This window comes from Streptomyces sp. NPDC090106, assembly GCF_044747265.1.
In the GTDB taxonomy this organism is placed as follows: domain Bacteria; phylum Actinomycetota; class Actinomycetes; order Streptomycetales; family Streptomycetaceae; genus Streptomyces.
The window spans coordinates 897,636-910,172 of the sequence record NZ_JBIVDS010000001.1 but is presented as its reverse complement, the minus strand read 5'-3'; the positions used below and the strand labels follow the sequence as shown (position 1 = coordinate 910,172).

Sequence of the window (12,537 nt, the reverse complement as noted above, 5' to 3'; positions counted from 1 at the left end):
CTGAGAAATGGGAATCCGCAAGTACAAGCCGACTACGCCGGGCCGTCGTGGTTCCAGCGTCGCCGACTTCGTCGAGGTCACGCGGTCCACGCCGGAGAAGTCGTTGGTCCGCCCCCTGCACAGCAAGGGTGGCCGTAACAACTCCGGTCGTGTGACCGTCCGCCACCAGGGTGGTGGCCACAAGCGCGCCTACCGCGTGATCGACTTCCGTCGTCACGACAAGGACGGCGTGCCGGCGAAGGTCGCGCACATCGAGTACGACCCCAACCGCACCGCGCGCATCGCGCTGCTGCACTACGCGGACGGCGAGAAGCGCTACATCCTCGCCCCGCGCAACCTGCAGCAGGGTGACCGCGTCGAGAACGGTCCCGGGGCCGACATCAAGCCGGGCAACAACCTGGCGCTCCGCAACATCCCGGTCGGTACCACGATCCACGCGATCGAGCTCCGTCCCGGTGGCGGTGCCAAGTTCGCCCGCTCCGCCGGTACCTCCGTGCAGCTGCTCGCGAAGGAGGGCTCGATGGCCCACCTCCGCATGCCGTCCGGAGAGATCCGCCTGGTCGACGTGCGCTGCCGCGCCACCGTCGGCGAGGTCGGCAACGCCGAGCAGTCGAACATCAACTGGGGCAAGGCCGGCCGTAAGCGGTGGCTGGGCGTTCGCCCGACCGTCCGTGGTGTCGTCATGAACCCGGTCGACCACCCGCACGGTGGTGGTGAGGGCCGGACGTCCGGTGGTCGTCACCCCGTGTCCCCGTGGGGCAAGAAGGAAGGCCGTACTCGTTCGCCCAAGAAGGCGTCGAACAAGTACATCGTCCGCCGCCGCAAGACGAACAAGAAGCGCTAGGAGCGGGTTTAGATGCCGCGCAGTCTCAAGAAGGGGCCCTTCGTCGACGACCACCTGATCAAGAAGGTGGACGCCCAGAACGAAGCCGGCACCAAGAACGTCATCAAGACCTGGTCCCGTCGCTCCATGATCGTGCCGGCCATGCTCGGCCACACGCTCGCGGTGCACAACGGCAAGACCCACATCCCGGTGTTCGTCACCGAGTCGATGGTCGGTCACAAGCTCGGCGAGTTCTCGCCGACTCGTACCTTCCGGGGTCACGTCAAGGACGACCGGAAGTCGAAGCGCCGCTAGTAGCGGATCGCATTCAGACACGTAAGTAACTGAGAGGGACAACCATGGAAGCCAGGGCCCAGGCGCGGTACATCCGCGTTACGCCCATGAAGGCCCGCCGCGTGGTGGACCTTATCCGTGGCATGGATGCCACGGAGGCTCAGGCTGTTCTGCGATTCGCTCCGCAGGCAGCCTCCGTGCCGGTCGGCAAGGTGCTCGACAGCGCCATCGCCAACGCCGCGCACAACTACGACCACACCGACGCCGACAGCCTCTTCATCTCCGAGGCGTACGTCGACGAGGGTCCGACCCTGAAGCGGTTCCGCCCGCGCGCCCAGGGCCGTGCCTACCGGATCCGCAAGCGGACCAGCCACATCACCGTGGTCGTCAGCAGCAAGGAAGGAACCCGGTAATGGGCCAGAAGGTTAACCCGCATGGGTTCCGGCTCGGTGTCACCACGGACTTCAAGTCCCGGTGGTACGCCGACAAGCTGTACAAGGACTACGTCAAGGAAGACGTCGCCATCCGTCGGATGATGACGTCCGGCATGGAGCGCGCCGGCATCTCCAAGGTCGAGATCGAGCGCACCCGTGACCGTGTCCGCGTGGACATCCACACCGCGCGTCCGGGCATCGTCATCGGCCGCCGTGGCGCCGAGGCCGACCGCATCCGCGGTGACCTCGAGAAGCTCACGGGCAAGCAGGTCCAGCTGAACATCCTCGAGGTCAAGAACCCCGAGACGGACGCTCAGCTGGTTGCCCAGGCCGTCGCCGAGCAGCTCTCCTCCCGCGTCTCCTTCCGTCGCGCCATGCGTAAGAGCATGCAGTCGGCGATGAAGGCCGGCGCCAAGGGCATCAAGATCCAGTGCGGTGGCCGCCTCGGTGGCGCCGAGATGTCCCGCTCGGAGTTCTACCGCGAGGGCCGCGTGCCCCTGCACACGCTCCGCGCGAACGTGGACTACGGCTTCTTCGAGGCCAAGACGACCTTCGGCCGCATCGGCGTGAAGGTCTGGATCTACAAGGGCGACGTCAAGAACATCGCCGAGGTCCGCGCCGAGAACGCTGCCGCCCGTGCGGGCAACCGCCCGGCTCGTGGTGGCGGCAACGACCGCCCGGCCCGTGGTGGCCGTGGTGGCGAGCGGCGCGGTCGCAAGCCGCAGCAGGCTGCCGGCGCCGAGGCCCCCAAGGCCGAGGCCCCCGCCGCCGCTCCGGCTGAGAGCACCGGAACGGAGGCCTGACCGACATGCTGATCCCCCGTAGGGTCAAGCACCGCAAGCAGCACCACCCGAAGCGCCGCGGTCAGGCCAAGGGCGGTACGACGGTCGCGTTCGGCGAGTACGGCATTCAGGCCCTCACGCCGGCGTACGTGACCAACCGCCAGATCGAGGCGGCCCGTATCGCGATGACCCGCCACATCAAGCGTGGCGGCAAGGTCTGGATCAACATCTACCCGGACCGTCCGCTGACGAAGAAGCCTGCCGAGACCCGCATGGGTTCCGGTAAGGGTTCTCCGGAGTGGTGGATCGCGAACGTGCACCCGGGACGGGTCATGTTCGAGCTGTCCTACCCCAACGAGAAGATTGCGCGTGAGGCTCTGACTCGTGCGGCTCACAAGCTGCCGATGAAGTGCCGCATCGTCAAGCGCGAGGCAGGTGAAGCGTGATGTCGGTCGGTACCAAGGCGTCCGAGCTGCGCGAGCTGGGCAACGAGGAGCTGCTGAACAAGCTCCGCGAGGCCAAGGAAGAGCTGTTCAACCTCCGTTTCCAGGCGGCGACCGGTCAGCTCGAGAACCACGGCCGTCTCAAGGCGGTCCGCAAGGACATCGCGCGGATCTACACCCTGATGCGCGAGCGTGAGCTGGGCATCGAAACGGTGGAGAACGCCTGATGAGCGAGAACAACGTGACTGAAACGACTGAGGCGCGCGGCTTCCGCAAGACCCGTGAGGGTCTCGTCGTCAGCGACAAGATGGACAAGACCGTCGTCGTCGCCGTCGAGGACCGCGTCAAGCACGCGCTGTACGGCAAGGTCATCCGCCGTACGAACAAGCTCAAGGCGCACGACGAGCAGAACGCCGCCGGCGTCGGCGACCGTGTCCTCCTCGCGGAGACCCGGCCGCTGTCCGCCACCAAGCGGTGGCGCGTCGTCGAGATCCTCGAGAAGGCCAAGTAGGTAATTCGCGCAAGCGAATTCCAAAAGATCCGCCTGCGGGGCACTTCCGCAGGTCAGTTCCGCCAGGCTCGGCAGGGGTCCGACTCCCGTGAGGGATGAGGCCCCTGCCGGGAACCGGCAGACAATCAGGAGATAGACGTGATCCAGCAGGAGTCGCGACTGCGTGTCGCCGACAACACTGGTGCGAAGGAAATCCTTTGCATCCGTGTGCTCGGTGGCTCCGGTCGCCGCTACGCGGGCATCGGTGACGTCATCGTCGCCACCGTCAAGGACGCGATCCCCGGCGGCAACGTGAAGAAGGGTGACGTCATCAAGGCGGTCATCGTTCGCACCGTCAAGGAGCGCCGCCGTCCGGACGGCTCGTACATCCGCTTCGACGAGAACGCCGCTGTCATTCTCAAGAACGACGGCGACCCTCGTGGCACCCGTATCTTCGGCCCGGTGGGCCGGGAGCTGCGCGAGAAGAAGTTCATGAAGATCATCTCGCTCGCGCCGGAGGTGCTGTAAGCATGAAGATCAAGAAGGGCGACCTGGTCCAGGTCATCACCGGTAAGGACAAGGGCAAGCAGGGCAAGGTCATCGCGGCCTACCCCCGCGAGGACCGCGTCCTGGTCGAGGGTGTCAACCGGGTCAAGAAGCACACCAAGGCCGGCCCGACCGCCAAGGGTTCGCAGGCCGGTGGCATCGTCACCACCGAGGCGCCCGTCCACGTCTCCAACGTCCAGCTGGTCGTGGAGAAGGACGGCAACAAGGTCGTCACGCGTGTCGGTTACCGCTTCGACGACGAGGGCAACAAGATCCGCGTTGCCAAGCGGACGGGTGAGGACATCTGATGGCTACCACCACCACTCCGCGTCTCAAGACGAAGTACCGCGAGGAGATCGCGGGCAAGCTGCGTGAGGAGTTCTCCTACGAGAACGTCATGCAGATCCCCGGCCTCGTCAAGATCGTGGTCAACATGGGTGTGGGCGACGCCGCCCGCGACTCCAAGCTGATCGAGGGCGCCATCCGCGACCTCTCCACGATCACCGGCCAGAAGCCGCAGGTCACCAAGGCCCGCAAGTCCATCGCGCAGTTCAAGCTGCGTGAGGGTCAGCCGATCGGTGCCCACGTCACCCTCCGTGGCGACCGCATGTGGGAGTTCCTGGACCGCACCCTGTCGCTCGCGCTGCCGCGCATCCGCGACTTCCGCGGCCTGTCCCCCAAGCAGTTCGACGGCCGGGGCAACTACACCTTCGGTCTCACGGAGCAGGTCATGTTCCACGAGATCGACCAGGACAAGATCGACCGTACCCGGGGTATGGACATCACCGTGGTGACCACGGCGACCAACGACGCTGAGGGCCGCGCCCTCCTTCGTCACCTCGGCTTCCCCTTCAAGGAGGCGTGAGCGAGATGGCGAAGAAGGCTCTGATCGCGAAGGCTGCTCGCAAGCCCAAGTTCGGCGTGCGTGGCTACACGCGCTGCCAGCGCTGCGGCCGTCCCCACTCCGTGTACCGCAAGTTCGGCCTGTGCCGTGTGTGCCTTCGTGAGATGGCTCACCGTGGCGAGCTGCCGGGCGTGACCAAGAGCTCCTGGTAGTCCCCGCTTTTAGGGACTCCAAGGGCTCTCGGTAAGCACTGGGCGTGTCAGGCGCCCTCCCCTCCATGGCTTAGGCTTGGAGGGTTGGGCGCCTGACGTCGCCCGATACGACTTACTACGCCGTAGGTCCACCGCACCGCACCCGCCTCGTCTCGGATCGAGGAGAGGGATGGGCACCAGGAAACCCCGGCGAGAGAGGCCGAAGGCCAATTCATGACCATGACTGATCCGATCGCAGACATGCTTACGCGTCTGCGGAACGCGAACTCGGCGTACCACGACTCCGTGACGATGCCGACGTCCAAGATCAAGTCTCACATCGCGGAGATCCTCCAGCAGGAGGGCTTCATCACGGGCTGGAAGATCGAGGACGCCGAGGTCGGCAAGAACCTCGTTCTCGAGCTGAAGTTCGGCCCGAACCGTGAGCGCTCCATCGCGGGCATCAAGCGGATCTCCAAGCCCGGTCTCCGGGTGTACGCGAAGTCCACCAACCTGCCCAAGGTGCTGGGCGGCCTCGGCGTGGCGATCATCTCCACGTCGCACGGGCTCCTCACCGACAAGCAGGCCGGCAAGAAGGGCGTAGGCGGAGAAGTCCTCGCCTACGTCTGGTAGCGGAAGGGAACGGAGGAAACAGCTATGTCGCGTATTGGCAAGCTCCCCATCACGGTTCCCGCCGGCGTGGACGTCACCATCGACGGCCGTACGGTCTCGGTCAAGGGCCCCAAGGGCACCCTGACCCACACCGTCGCTTCGCCGATCGACATCGCCAAGGGTGAGGACGGCGTTCTGAACGTCACCCGCCCCAACGACGAGCGTCAGAACAAGGCCCTGCACGGCCTGTCCCGCACGCTGGTGGCGAACATGATCACCGGCGTGACCGAGGGTTACGTGAAGAAGCTCGAGATCAGCGGTGTCGGTTACCGCGTCGCGGCCAAGGGTTCGAACCTCGAGTTCGCGCTCGGCTACAGCCACTCGATCACGGTCGAGGCGCCCGAGGGCATCTCGTTCAAGGTCGAGAACCCGACGCACTTCTCGGTCGAGGGAATCGACAAGCAGAAGGTCGGCGAGGTTGCGGCCAACATCCGCAAGCTGCGCAAGCCCGACCCGTACAAGGCCAAGGGCGTCAAGTACGAAGGCGAAGTCATCCGCCGCAAGGTCGGAAAGGCGGGTAAGTAAGCCATGGCATACGGACAGAAGATCCTTAAGGGCGACGCTTACAAGCGCGCCGCGATCAAGCGCCGTCACATCCGTATCCGCAAGCACATCTCGGGTACGGCTGAGCGTCCGCGTCTGGTCGTGACGCGCTCGAACCGCCACATCGTGGCCCAGGTCATCGACGACATCAAGGGTCACACCCTGGCGTCGGCGTCGACCCTGGACACCTCGATCCGCGGTGGCGAGGGCGACAAGTCCGCGCAGGCCAAGTCGGTCGGCGCCCTGGTCGCCGAGCGCGCCAAGGCCGCCGGCGTCGAGGCTGTCGTATTCGACCGTGGTGGCAACCAGTACGCCGGGCGCATCGCCGCCCTGGCGGACGCCGCCCGCGAAGCCGGGCTCAAGTTCTGAGCCGCTCGTAGCTAGCGGAAAGAGAGAGGTAATCCAATGGCTGGACCCCAGCGCCGCGGTGGCGGTGCCGGTGGCGGCGAGCGGCGGGACCGTAAGGGTCGTGACGGTGGCTCTGCCGCCGCCGAGAAGACCGCTTACGTTGAGCGTGTCGTCGCGATCAACCGTGTCGCCAAGGTTGTGAAGGGTGGTCGTCGCTTCAGCTTCACTGCGCTCGTCGTAGTGGGCGACGGTGACGGCACCGTGGGTGTCGGTTACGGCAAGGCCAAGGAGGTGCCGGCCGCCATCGCCAAGGGTGTTGAGGAGGCCAAGAAGCACTTCTTCAAGGTCCCCCGTATCCAGGGCACCATCCCGCACCCGATCACGGGCGAGAAGGCCGCGGGCGTCGTCCTGCTCAAGCCTGCTTCCCCCGGTACCGGCGTCATCGCCGGTGGCCCGGTGCGTGCCGTGCTCGAGTGCGCCGGCGTGCACGACATCCTGTCGAAGTCGCTCGGCTCGTCGAACGCGATCAACATCGTGCACGCGACCGTGGAGGCCCTGAAGGGTCTGCAGCGTCCCGAGGAGATCGCGGCCCGCCGTGGTCTGCCCCTCGAGGACGTCGCTCCCGCGGCTCTGCTGCGTGCGCGTGCCGGGGCCGGTGCTGCGTAATGGCACAGCTCAAGATCACGCAGACGAAGTCGTACATCGGCAGCAAGCAGAACCACCGTGACACCCTGCGTTCCCTTGGTCTCAAGGGCATCAACACGCAGGTCGTCAAGGAGGACCGCCCCGAGTTCCGCGGCATGGTGCACACCGTCCGCCACCTCGTGACGGTCGAGGAGGTCGACTGATCATGGCGGAGAACAACCCGCTCAAGATCCACAACCTTCGTCCCGCCCCCGGTGCCAAGACCGCGAAGACCCGTGTCGGTCGTGGTGAGGCGTCGAAGGGTAAGACGGCCGGTCGTGGTACCAAGGGCACGAAGGCCCGTTACCAGGTTCCGGAGCGCTTCGAGGGTGGCCAGATGCCCCTCCACATGCGTCTCCCGAAGCTGAAGGGCTTCAAGAACCCCTTCAAGGTCGAGTTCCAGGTCGTGAACCTCGACAAGCTGGCCGCGCTGTACCCCGAGGGTGGCGAGGTCACCGTCGAGGGTCTGGTGGCCAAGGGTGCCGTTCGCAAGAACAGCCTCGTCAAGGTCCTCGGCCAGGGCGAGATCACCGTGGCGCTGCAGGTGACGGTCGACGCCGTCTCCGGCTCCGCCAAGGAGAAGATCACCGCCGCCGGCGGTACCGTCACCGAGCTCGTCTGAACACCACAGGCGTCTCGATGACTTGAGCGATCCCGACCGGGGATACCCCACAAATGGGGTATCCCCGGTTGGTCGTTCCAAGGGGGGCAGTCTCGCGGGTAAGGTGACCTGCGCTGCCCACTTTTTGCTGAGTGCTTCACCAGACGCGGCACTCAGAGCGGCAGTTGGCCGTTACGTAAGTCGTTGTCTTATCCGGAATCTCAAGACCGTCACCCTTGACGCAGTCGCGCGGGGGTCGCAGGAGGCACCGTGCTCACCGCGTTCGCCCGGGCGTTCAGGACGCCCGACCTGCGCAAGAAGCTGCTCTTCACGCTGGGCATCATCGTGGTGTACCGGGTCGGTACCCACGTCCCGATCCCGGGCGTCGACTACAAGAGTGTCCAGACCTGTGTCGACGAGGCGTCCGCAAACCAGGGGCTCTTCGGTCTCGTCAACATGTTCAGCGGCGGCGCGCTGCTGCAGATCACGATCTTCGCGCTCGGCATCATGCCGTACATCACCGCGAGCATCATCCTGCAGCTGCTGACCGTGGTCATCCCGCGCCTGGAAGCCCTCAAGAAGGAGGGTCAGGCGGGTACGGCGAAGATCACGCAGTACACGCGTTACCTGACCGTGGCGCTCGCCATCCTCCAGGGCACCGGCCTCGTCGCCACCGCCCGCAGCGGTGCCCTGTTCTCCGGCTGCTCGGCCGCGTCGACCATCGTCCCGGACCGCTCGATCTTCAGCACGATCGTCATGGTCATCACGATGACCGCCGGTACGGCCGTCGTCATGTGGCTCGGTGAGCTCATCACCGACCGCGGCATCGGCAACGGCATGTCGATCCTGATGTTCATCTCGATCGCCGCCACCTTCCCGTCCGCGCTGTGGGCCATCAAGAAGCAGGGCACCCTGGCCGACGGCTGGATCGAGTTCGGCACCGTCATCCTCGTCGGCCTGGTCATGGTCGGCCTGGTGGTCTTCGTCGAGCAGGCCCAGCGCCGCATCCCCGTGCAGTACGCGAAGCGGATGATCGGTCGCCGGTCCTACGGCGGTACGTCGACGTACATCCCGCTGAAGGTGAACCAGGCGGGTGTGATTCCCGTCATCTTCGCGTCGTCGCTGCTCTACATCCCCGCGCTGGTCGCCCAGTTCTCCGGTGGCAACTCCGGCTGGAAGACCTGGATCGAGGCCCACTTCGTCAAGGGTGACCACCCGTACTACATCGCGTCCTACTTCCTGTTGATCGTGTTCTTCGCCTTCTTCTACGTGGCGATCTCGTTCAACCCCGAGGAAGTCGCGGACAACATGAAGAAGTATGGTGGCTTCATCCCGGGCATCCGGGCTGGCCGACCGACCGCTGAGTACCTTTCCTACGTACTCAACCGGATCACCTGGCCGGGTTCGCTGTACTTGGGCCTGATCGCTCTCGTCCCGACGATGGCGTTGGTTGGTTTCGGGGCAAACCAGAACTTCCCCTTCGGCGGTACCAGCATCCTGATCATCGTGGGTGTCGGTCTCGAGACGGTGAAGCAGATCGAGAGCCAGCTCCAGCAGCGCAATTACGAAGGGTTCCTCCGCTGATGCGAATCGTCCTCGTCGGGCCGCCTGGCGCCGGAAAGGGTACGCAGGCCACCCGCCTCGCCGAGAAGCTGCGTGTCCCGCACATCTCCACGGGCGACCTGTTCCGCGCCAACATCAGCCGACAGACGGACCTTGGCAAACTCGCGAAGTCCTACATGGACGCCGGCAACCTCGTCCCCGACGAGGTCACCATCGCGATGGCGAAGGACCGCATGGAGCAGCCGGACGCCGAGAACGGCTTCCTGCTGGACGGCTTCCCGCGGAACGTCTCGCAGGCCGAGGCGTTGGACGAGCTCCTCACCACCGAGGGCATCAAGCTGGACGCGGTACTGGACCTGGAGGCCCCCGAGGAGGAGGTCGTCAAGCGGATCGCCGGCCGGCGCATCTGCCGCAACGACTCCTCGCACGTCTTCCACGTGTCGTACAAGAAGCCCGTCAAGGAAGGCGTCTGCGACGTCTGCGGCGGTGAGCTGTACCAGCGTGACGACGACTCCGAGGCCACCGTGCGCACGCGCCTGGAGGTCTACCACACGCAGACCGAGCCGATCATCGACTACTACAAGGCCCAGGGCCTGGTCGTCACGATCGACTCCATGGGTCCGGTGGACGAGGTGACCGGTCGAGCGCTGGCCGGGCTGAAGCGTGAGGGTGACGGCGAGTAGTCGCCGGTCCCCAGCGGCCGTGACGTCCTGCCGGGCGTCACGGCCGTACTGTTGTGGTACGTAAGTAGCCGGTTGACGTGAGTGACGGAGAGCGCAGGCTTCCCATGGTGCAGATCAAGAGCCCCGAGCAGATCGCCAAGATGCGTGAGGCGGGACTGGTCGTCGCCGCGATCCACGCGGCCACGCGTGAGGCGGCGGTGCCGGGGGCGTCCACGAAGGATCTGGACGAGGTCGCGCGCAAGGTGATCGCCGAGCACGGGGCGAAGTCGAACTTCCTGGGGTACGGCGGGTTCCCGGCGACGATCTGCACGTCGGTGAACGAGGTCGTGGTCCACGGCATCCCGTCGGACGAGGTCGTCCTCAAGGACGGCGACATCATCTCCGTCGACGCCGGCGCGATCGTCGACGGCTGGCACGGGGACGCGGCGTACACCGCCTTCGTGGGCTCCGGGCACGCTCCGGAGCTGCTGGAGCTCTCCCGGGTGACCGAGGAGTCGATGTGGGCCGGGATCGCGGCCATGAAGCTCGGCAACCGGCTGATGGACGTGTCCAAGGCCATCGAGACGTACATCCGGCGCCAGCCCAAGGCCGGCGGCGGCAAGTACGGGATCATCGAGGACTACGGCGGCCACGGCATCGGCACCGAGATGCACATGGACCCGCATCTGCTGAACTACGTCGACCGGCGCCGGGGCAAGGGCCCCAAGCTGGTGCCGGGCATCTGCCTCGCGATCGAGCCGATGGTCTCCCTGGGCACGCCGAAGACGGCGGTCCTGGAGGACGAGTGGACCGTCATCACGACGGACGGCACCTGGTCCTCGCACTGGGAGCACTCGGTGGCGCTGACCCCGGCGGGCCCTCTGGTCCTGACGTCCCCGGACGGCGGCCGCGCGAAGCTGGCCGAGTACGGAGTGACGGCGGCCCCGGACCCGCTGGCCTGAGCCGCGTGTCGGCAGTGCACCGGGCCCGGTGTGCTTAAAGATCTCCGCAGCCGGGCATTCTTCCTCGATTCGTCTTTCCGGGTGCGCTGACGTAGACTGACTCGTCGGCTCTCGTGCACCCGCATGTCTGCATGCGCTCGCACAGAGTCGATCAAGGTAGTCGATTCGAAGGGCGAAGCGTGGCCAAGAAGCAAGGTGCCATCGAGATCGAGGGCACTGTCGTCGAGTCTCTTCCGAACGCCATGTTCAAGGTCGAGCTCCAGAACGGCCACCAGGTCCTGGCACACATCAGCGGCAAGATGCGTATGCACTACATCCGCATCCTCCCTGACGACCGGGTCGTGGTGGAGCTCTCTCCGTACGACCTGACCCGTGGCCGGATCGTCTACCGCTACAAGTAGATCCCTCTGACTCGGAGAACCTCAATCTCATGAAGGTCAAGCCGAGCGTCAAGAAGATCTGCGACAAGTGCAGGGTGATCCGCCGTCACGGTCGGGTCATGGTCATCTGCGAGAACCCGCGCCACAAGCAGCGCCAGGGCTGACGCACGATCGACCGAACCCTCTGCATCTGAACCGCAGAGATTCGCGCGACGCGAGCTGAATTTGTTCATACGCAGGACCCAGGACGAGCGATCGTGCCTGACACCCCCGGTTCGGAGGCCGGGGACCCAGTTCGTACCTGGTACGGCGGCTGGGAACCGGTTCTGTGGAAGACCTCCGAAGATCACCAGGAGCCATTGAATGGCACGCGTTTCCGGTGTTGACATCCCGCGCGAAAAGCGCGTGGAGGTCGCCCTGACCTACGTGTTCGGTATCGGCCGGACCCTCTCCCAGCTCACGCTGGCCGAGACCGGTGTCGACCCGAACACCCGCGTTCGCGACCTCTCCGAGGAGCAGCTCGTCGCGATTCGTGAGTACGTCGACAACAACATCAAGACCGAGGGTGACCTCCGTCGCGAGATCCAGGCCGACATCCGCCGCAAGGTCGAGATCGGCTGCTACCAGGGTCTCCGTCACCGTCGTGGTCTGCCCGTCCGCGGTCAGCGTACGAGCACGAACGCCCGCACCCGCAAGGGCCCGCGTCGCGCCATCGCCGGCAAGAAGAAGCCCGGCAAGAAGTAGTCCTCAGCGGACAACGCTTCATCAGCGGTCTTCGCTGTAGGACCGACCACCTCCCCGTAGGAGTAACTAGATGCCCCCCAAGGGTCGTCAGGGCGCTGCCAAGAAGGTGCGCCGCAAGGAAAAGAAGAACGTCGCGCACGGCCACGCGCACATCAAGTCGACGTTCAACAACACCATCGTCTCGATCACGGACCCGTCCGGCAACGTGATCTCGTGGGCCTCCGCCGGCCACGTCGGCTTCAAGGGCTCCCGCAAGTCCACGCCGTTCGCCGCGCAGATGGCCGCCGAGTCGGCTGCCCGTCGCGCGCAGGAGCACGGCATGCGCAAGGTCGACGTGTTCGTCAAGGGCCCGGGCTCCGGTCGTGAGACCGCCATCCGTTCGCTTCAGGCGACCGGTCTTGAGGTCGGCTCCATCCAGGACGTCACGCCCACCCCGCACAACGGCTGCCGTCCGCCGAAGCGTCGTCGCGTCTGACCTCGCTTCACCAGGGCTTTGCGGGCGGTACGGCCTCTTCGGGTCGTATCGCCCGT

At 65.7% G+C, this 12,537-nt stretch carries 24 protein-coding genes; all 24 read left to right on the top strand.

Annotated elements, in window-relative coordinates; genetic code table 11:
• Positions 1–7 precede the first annotated feature (7 nt).
• Entirely contained in the window at positions 8–844 is an 837-nt protein-coding gene (gene rplB, locus ACIPSE_RS04040; protein WP_401657118.1) for a 50S ribosomal protein L2, read from the top strand.
• A gap of 12 nt (positions 845–856) precedes the next feature.
• Positions 857–1,138, top strand: coding sequence for a 30S ribosomal protein S19 (rpsS, locus tag ACIPSE_RS04035; RefSeq protein ID WP_003992359.1), 282 nt, complete (start codon positions 857–859; stop codon positions 1,136–1,138).
• Between the two features lie 44 nt (positions 1,139–1,182).
• The gene (gene rplV / locus ACIPSE_RS04030; RefSeq protein ID WP_003974262.1) at positions 1,183–1,530 is read left to right on the top strand and encodes a 50S ribosomal protein L22; all 348 of its coding nucleotides are present in this window, start codon (positions 1,183–1,185) and stop codon (positions 1,528–1,530) included.
• Positions 1,530–2,354, top strand: a complete 825-nt coding sequence (gene rpsC / locus ACIPSE_RS04025) for a 30S ribosomal protein S3 (protein ID WP_401657116.1) — start codon at positions 1,530–1,532, stop codon at positions 2,352–2,354. Before rplV ends, rpsC begins: the two co-directional genes overlap by 1 nt.
• Positions 2,355–2,359: 5 nt before the next feature.
• Positions 2,360–2,779, top strand: coding sequence for a 50S ribosomal protein L16 (gene rplP / locus ACIPSE_RS04020; protein WP_004927269.1), 420 nt, complete (start codon positions 2,360–2,362; stop codon positions 2,777–2,779).
• Positions 2,779–3,003: a 50S ribosomal protein L29 gene (gene rpmC, locus ACIPSE_RS04015; RefSeq protein WP_073792872.1), complete on the top strand. Its 225-nt coding sequence runs from the start codon at positions 2,779–2,781 to the stop codon at positions 3,001–3,003. Before rplP ends, rpmC begins: the two co-directional genes overlap by 1 nt.
• Positions 3,003–3,287, top strand: coding sequence for a 30S ribosomal protein S17 (gene rpsQ / locus ACIPSE_RS04010; RefSeq protein ID WP_401657114.1), 285 nt, complete (start codon positions 3,003–3,005; stop codon positions 3,285–3,287). The genes rpmC and rpsQ overlap by 1 nt, the downstream gene beginning before the upstream one ends.
• A gap of 138 nt (positions 3,288–3,425) precedes the next feature.
• Positions 3,426–3,794: a 50S ribosomal protein L14 gene (gene rplN / locus ACIPSE_RS04005; RefSeq protein ID WP_003992364.1), complete on the top strand. Its 369-nt coding sequence runs from the start codon at positions 3,426–3,428 to the stop codon at positions 3,792–3,794.
• 2 nt (positions 3,795–3,796) lie between these two features.
• The gene (gene rplX / locus ACIPSE_RS04000; RefSeq protein WP_107904101.1) at positions 3,797–4,120 is read left to right on the top strand and encodes a 50S ribosomal protein L24; all 324 of its coding nucleotides are present in this window, start codon (positions 3,797–3,799) and stop codon (positions 4,118–4,120) included.
• Positions 4,120–4,677 (top strand): 50S ribosomal protein L5, encoded by a 558-nt coding sequence (gene rplE, locus ACIPSE_RS03995; RefSeq protein WP_399949438.1) that lies wholly within the window; start codon positions 4,120–4,122, stop codon positions 4,675–4,677. Before rplX ends, rplE begins: the two co-directional genes overlap by 1 nt.
• A gap of 5 nt (positions 4,678–4,682) precedes the next feature.
• Positions 4,683–4,868, top strand: coding sequence for a type Z 30S ribosomal protein S14 (locus ACIPSE_RS03990; RefSeq protein ID WP_003948630.1), 186 nt, complete (start codon positions 4,683–4,685; stop codon positions 4,866–4,868).
• Between the two features lie 213 nt (positions 4,869–5,081).
• Positions 5,082–5,480: a 30S ribosomal protein S8 gene (gene rpsH / locus ACIPSE_RS03985; protein WP_401657112.1), complete on the top strand. Its 399-nt coding sequence runs from the start codon at positions 5,082–5,084 to the stop codon at positions 5,478–5,480.
• A gap of 24 nt (positions 5,481–5,504) precedes the next feature.
• Positions 5,505–6,044 (top strand): 50S ribosomal protein L6, encoded by a 540-nt coding sequence (gene rplF, locus ACIPSE_RS03980; RefSeq protein WP_019072279.1) that lies wholly within the window; start codon positions 5,505–5,507, stop codon positions 6,042–6,044.
• A gap of 3 nt (positions 6,045–6,047) precedes the next feature.
• Positions 6,048–6,431: a 50S ribosomal protein L18 gene (rplR, locus tag ACIPSE_RS03975; RefSeq protein WP_189925237.1), complete on the top strand. Its 384-nt coding sequence runs from the start codon at positions 6,048–6,050 to the stop codon at positions 6,429–6,431.
• Between the two features lie 36 nt (positions 6,432–6,467).
• Complete coding sequence (gene rpsE / locus ACIPSE_RS03970; protein WP_401657109.1) at positions 6,468–7,076, top strand: 30S ribosomal protein S5; 609 nt, start codon at positions 6,468–6,470, stop codon at positions 7,074–7,076.
• The gene (gene rpmD / locus ACIPSE_RS03965; RefSeq protein ID WP_005481207.1) at positions 7,076–7,258 is read left to right on the top strand and encodes a 50S ribosomal protein L30; all 183 of its coding nucleotides are present in this window, start codon (positions 7,076–7,078) and stop codon (positions 7,256–7,258) included. Before rpsE ends, rpmD begins: the two co-directional genes overlap by 1 nt.
• A gap of 2 nt (positions 7,259–7,260) precedes the next feature.
• Positions 7,261–7,716, top strand: coding sequence for a 50S ribosomal protein L15 (rplO, locus tag ACIPSE_RS03960; RefSeq protein WP_020941680.1), 456 nt, complete (start codon positions 7,261–7,263; stop codon positions 7,714–7,716).
• Positions 7,717–7,965: 249 nt separating this feature from the next.
• Positions 7,966–9,279, top strand: a complete 1,314-nt coding sequence (gene secY, locus ACIPSE_RS03955) for a preprotein translocase subunit SecY (protein ID WP_401657106.1) — start codon at positions 7,966–7,968, stop codon at positions 9,277–9,279.
• The gene (locus ACIPSE_RS03950) at positions 9,279–9,941 is read left to right on the top strand and encodes an adenylate kinase (RefSeq protein ID WP_401657104.1); all 663 of its coding nucleotides are present in this window, start codon (positions 9,279–9,281) and stop codon (positions 9,939–9,941) included. The genes secY and ACIPSE_RS03950 overlap by 1 nt, the downstream gene beginning before the upstream one ends.
• Before the next feature lie 104 nt (positions 9,942–10,045).
• Positions 10,046–10,882 (top strand): type I methionyl aminopeptidase, encoded by an 837-nt coding sequence (gene map / locus ACIPSE_RS03945; RefSeq protein ID WP_401657672.1) that lies wholly within the window; start codon positions 10,046–10,048, stop codon positions 10,880–10,882.
• A 179-nt stretch (positions 10,883–11,061) separates the two neighbouring features.
• A complete protein-coding gene (infA, locus tag ACIPSE_RS03940) occupies positions 11,062–11,283 on the top strand; it encodes a translation initiation factor IF-1 (protein ID WP_003948620.1) in 222 nt (73 codons plus the stop codon).
• A gap of 29 nt (positions 11,284–11,312) precedes the next feature.
• A complete protein-coding gene (gene rpmJ, locus ACIPSE_RS03935) occupies positions 11,313–11,426 on the top strand; it encodes a 50S ribosomal protein L36 (protein WP_003998809.1) in 114 nt (37 codons plus the stop codon).
• 199 nt (positions 11,427–11,625) lie between these two features.
• Positions 11,626–12,006, top strand: a complete 381-nt coding sequence (rpsM, locus tag ACIPSE_RS03930) for a 30S ribosomal protein S13 (RefSeq protein ID WP_171143562.1) — start codon at positions 11,626–11,628, stop codon at positions 12,004–12,006.
• Between the two features lie 70 nt (positions 12,007–12,076).
• On the top strand, positions 12,077–12,481 hold the full coding sequence (gene rpsK, locus ACIPSE_RS03925) for a 30S ribosomal protein S11 (protein ID WP_003956432.1): 405 nt from the start codon (positions 12,077–12,079) through the stop codon (positions 12,479–12,481).
• Positions 12,482–12,537: the final 56 nt, after the last annotated feature.

What these genes read in the sequence shown, in the direction of transcription:
- rplB (WP_401657118.1), top strand. Translation starts at nt 8, where the DNA reads ATGGGAATCCGCAAGTACAAGCCGACTACGCCGGGCCGTCGTGGTTCC.
- rpsS (WP_003992359.1), top strand. Translation starts at nt 857, where the DNA reads ATGCCGCGCAGTCTCAAGAAGGGGCCCTTCGTCGACGACCACCTGATC.
- rplV (WP_003974262.1), top strand. Translation starts at nt 1,183, where the DNA reads ATGGAAGCCAGGGCCCAGGCGCGGTACATCCGCGTTACGCCCATGAAG.
- rpsC (WP_401657116.1), top strand. Translation starts at nt 1,530, where the DNA reads ATGGGCCAGAAGGTTAACCCGCATGGGTTCCGGCTCGGTGTCACCACG.
- rplP (WP_004927269.1), top strand. Translation starts at nt 2,360, where the DNA reads ATGCTGATCCCCCGTAGGGTCAAGCACCGCAAGCAGCACCACCCGAAG.
- rpmC (WP_073792872.1), top strand. Translation starts at nt 2,779, where the DNA reads ATGTCGGTCGGTACCAAGGCGTCCGAGCTGCGCGAGCTGGGCAACGAG.
- rpsQ (WP_401657114.1), top strand. Translation starts at nt 3,003, where the DNA reads ATGAGCGAGAACAACGTGACTGAAACGACTGAGGCGCGCGGCTTCCGC.
- rplX (WP_107904101.1), top strand. Translation starts at nt 3,797, where the DNA reads ATGAAGATCAAGAAGGGCGACCTGGTCCAGGTCATCACCGGTAAGGAC.
- rplE (WP_399949438.1), top strand. Translation starts at nt 4,120, where the DNA reads ATGGCTACCACCACCACTCCGCGTCTCAAGACGAAGTACCGCGAGGAG.
- ACIPSE_RS03990 (WP_003948630.1), top strand. Translation starts at nt 4,683, where the DNA reads ATGGCGAAGAAGGCTCTGATCGCGAAGGCTGCTCGCAAGCCCAAGTTC.
- rpsH (WP_401657112.1), top strand. Translation starts at nt 5,082, where the DNA reads ATGACCATGACTGATCCGATCGCAGACATGCTTACGCGTCTGCGGAAC.
- rplF (WP_019072279.1), top strand. Translation starts at nt 5,505, where the DNA reads ATGTCGCGTATTGGCAAGCTCCCCATCACGGTTCCCGCCGGCGTGGAC.
- rplR (WP_189925237.1), top strand. Translation starts at nt 6,048, where the DNA reads ATGGCATACGGACAGAAGATCCTTAAGGGCGACGCTTACAAGCGCGCC.
- rpsE (WP_401657109.1), top strand. Translation starts at nt 6,468, where the DNA reads ATGGCTGGACCCCAGCGCCGCGGTGGCGGTGCCGGTGGCGGCGAGCGG.
- rpmD (WP_005481207.1), top strand. Translation starts at nt 7,076, where the DNA reads ATGGCACAGCTCAAGATCACGCAGACGAAGTCGTACATCGGCAGCAAG.
- rplO (WP_020941680.1), top strand. Translation starts at nt 7,261, where the DNA reads ATGGCGGAGAACAACCCGCTCAAGATCCACAACCTTCGTCCCGCCCCC.
- ACIPSE_RS03950 (WP_401657104.1), top strand. Translation starts at nt 9,279, where the DNA reads ATGCGAATCGTCCTCGTCGGGCCGCCTGGCGCCGGAAAGGGTACGCAG.
- map (WP_401657672.1), top strand. Translation starts at nt 10,046, where the DNA reads ATGGTGCAGATCAAGAGCCCCGAGCAGATCGCCAAGATGCGTGAGGCG.
- rpmJ (WP_003998809.1), top strand. Translation starts at nt 11,313, where the DNA reads ATGAAGGTCAAGCCGAGCGTCAAGAAGATCTGCGACAAGTGCAGGGTG.
- rpsM (WP_171143562.1), top strand. Translation starts at nt 11,626, where the DNA reads ATGGCACGCGTTTCCGGTGTTGACATCCCGCGCGAAAAGCGCGTGGAG.
- rpsK (WP_003956432.1), top strand. Translation starts at nt 12,077, where the DNA reads ATGCCCCCCAAGGGTCGTCAGGGCGCTGCCAAGAAGGTGCGCCGCAAG.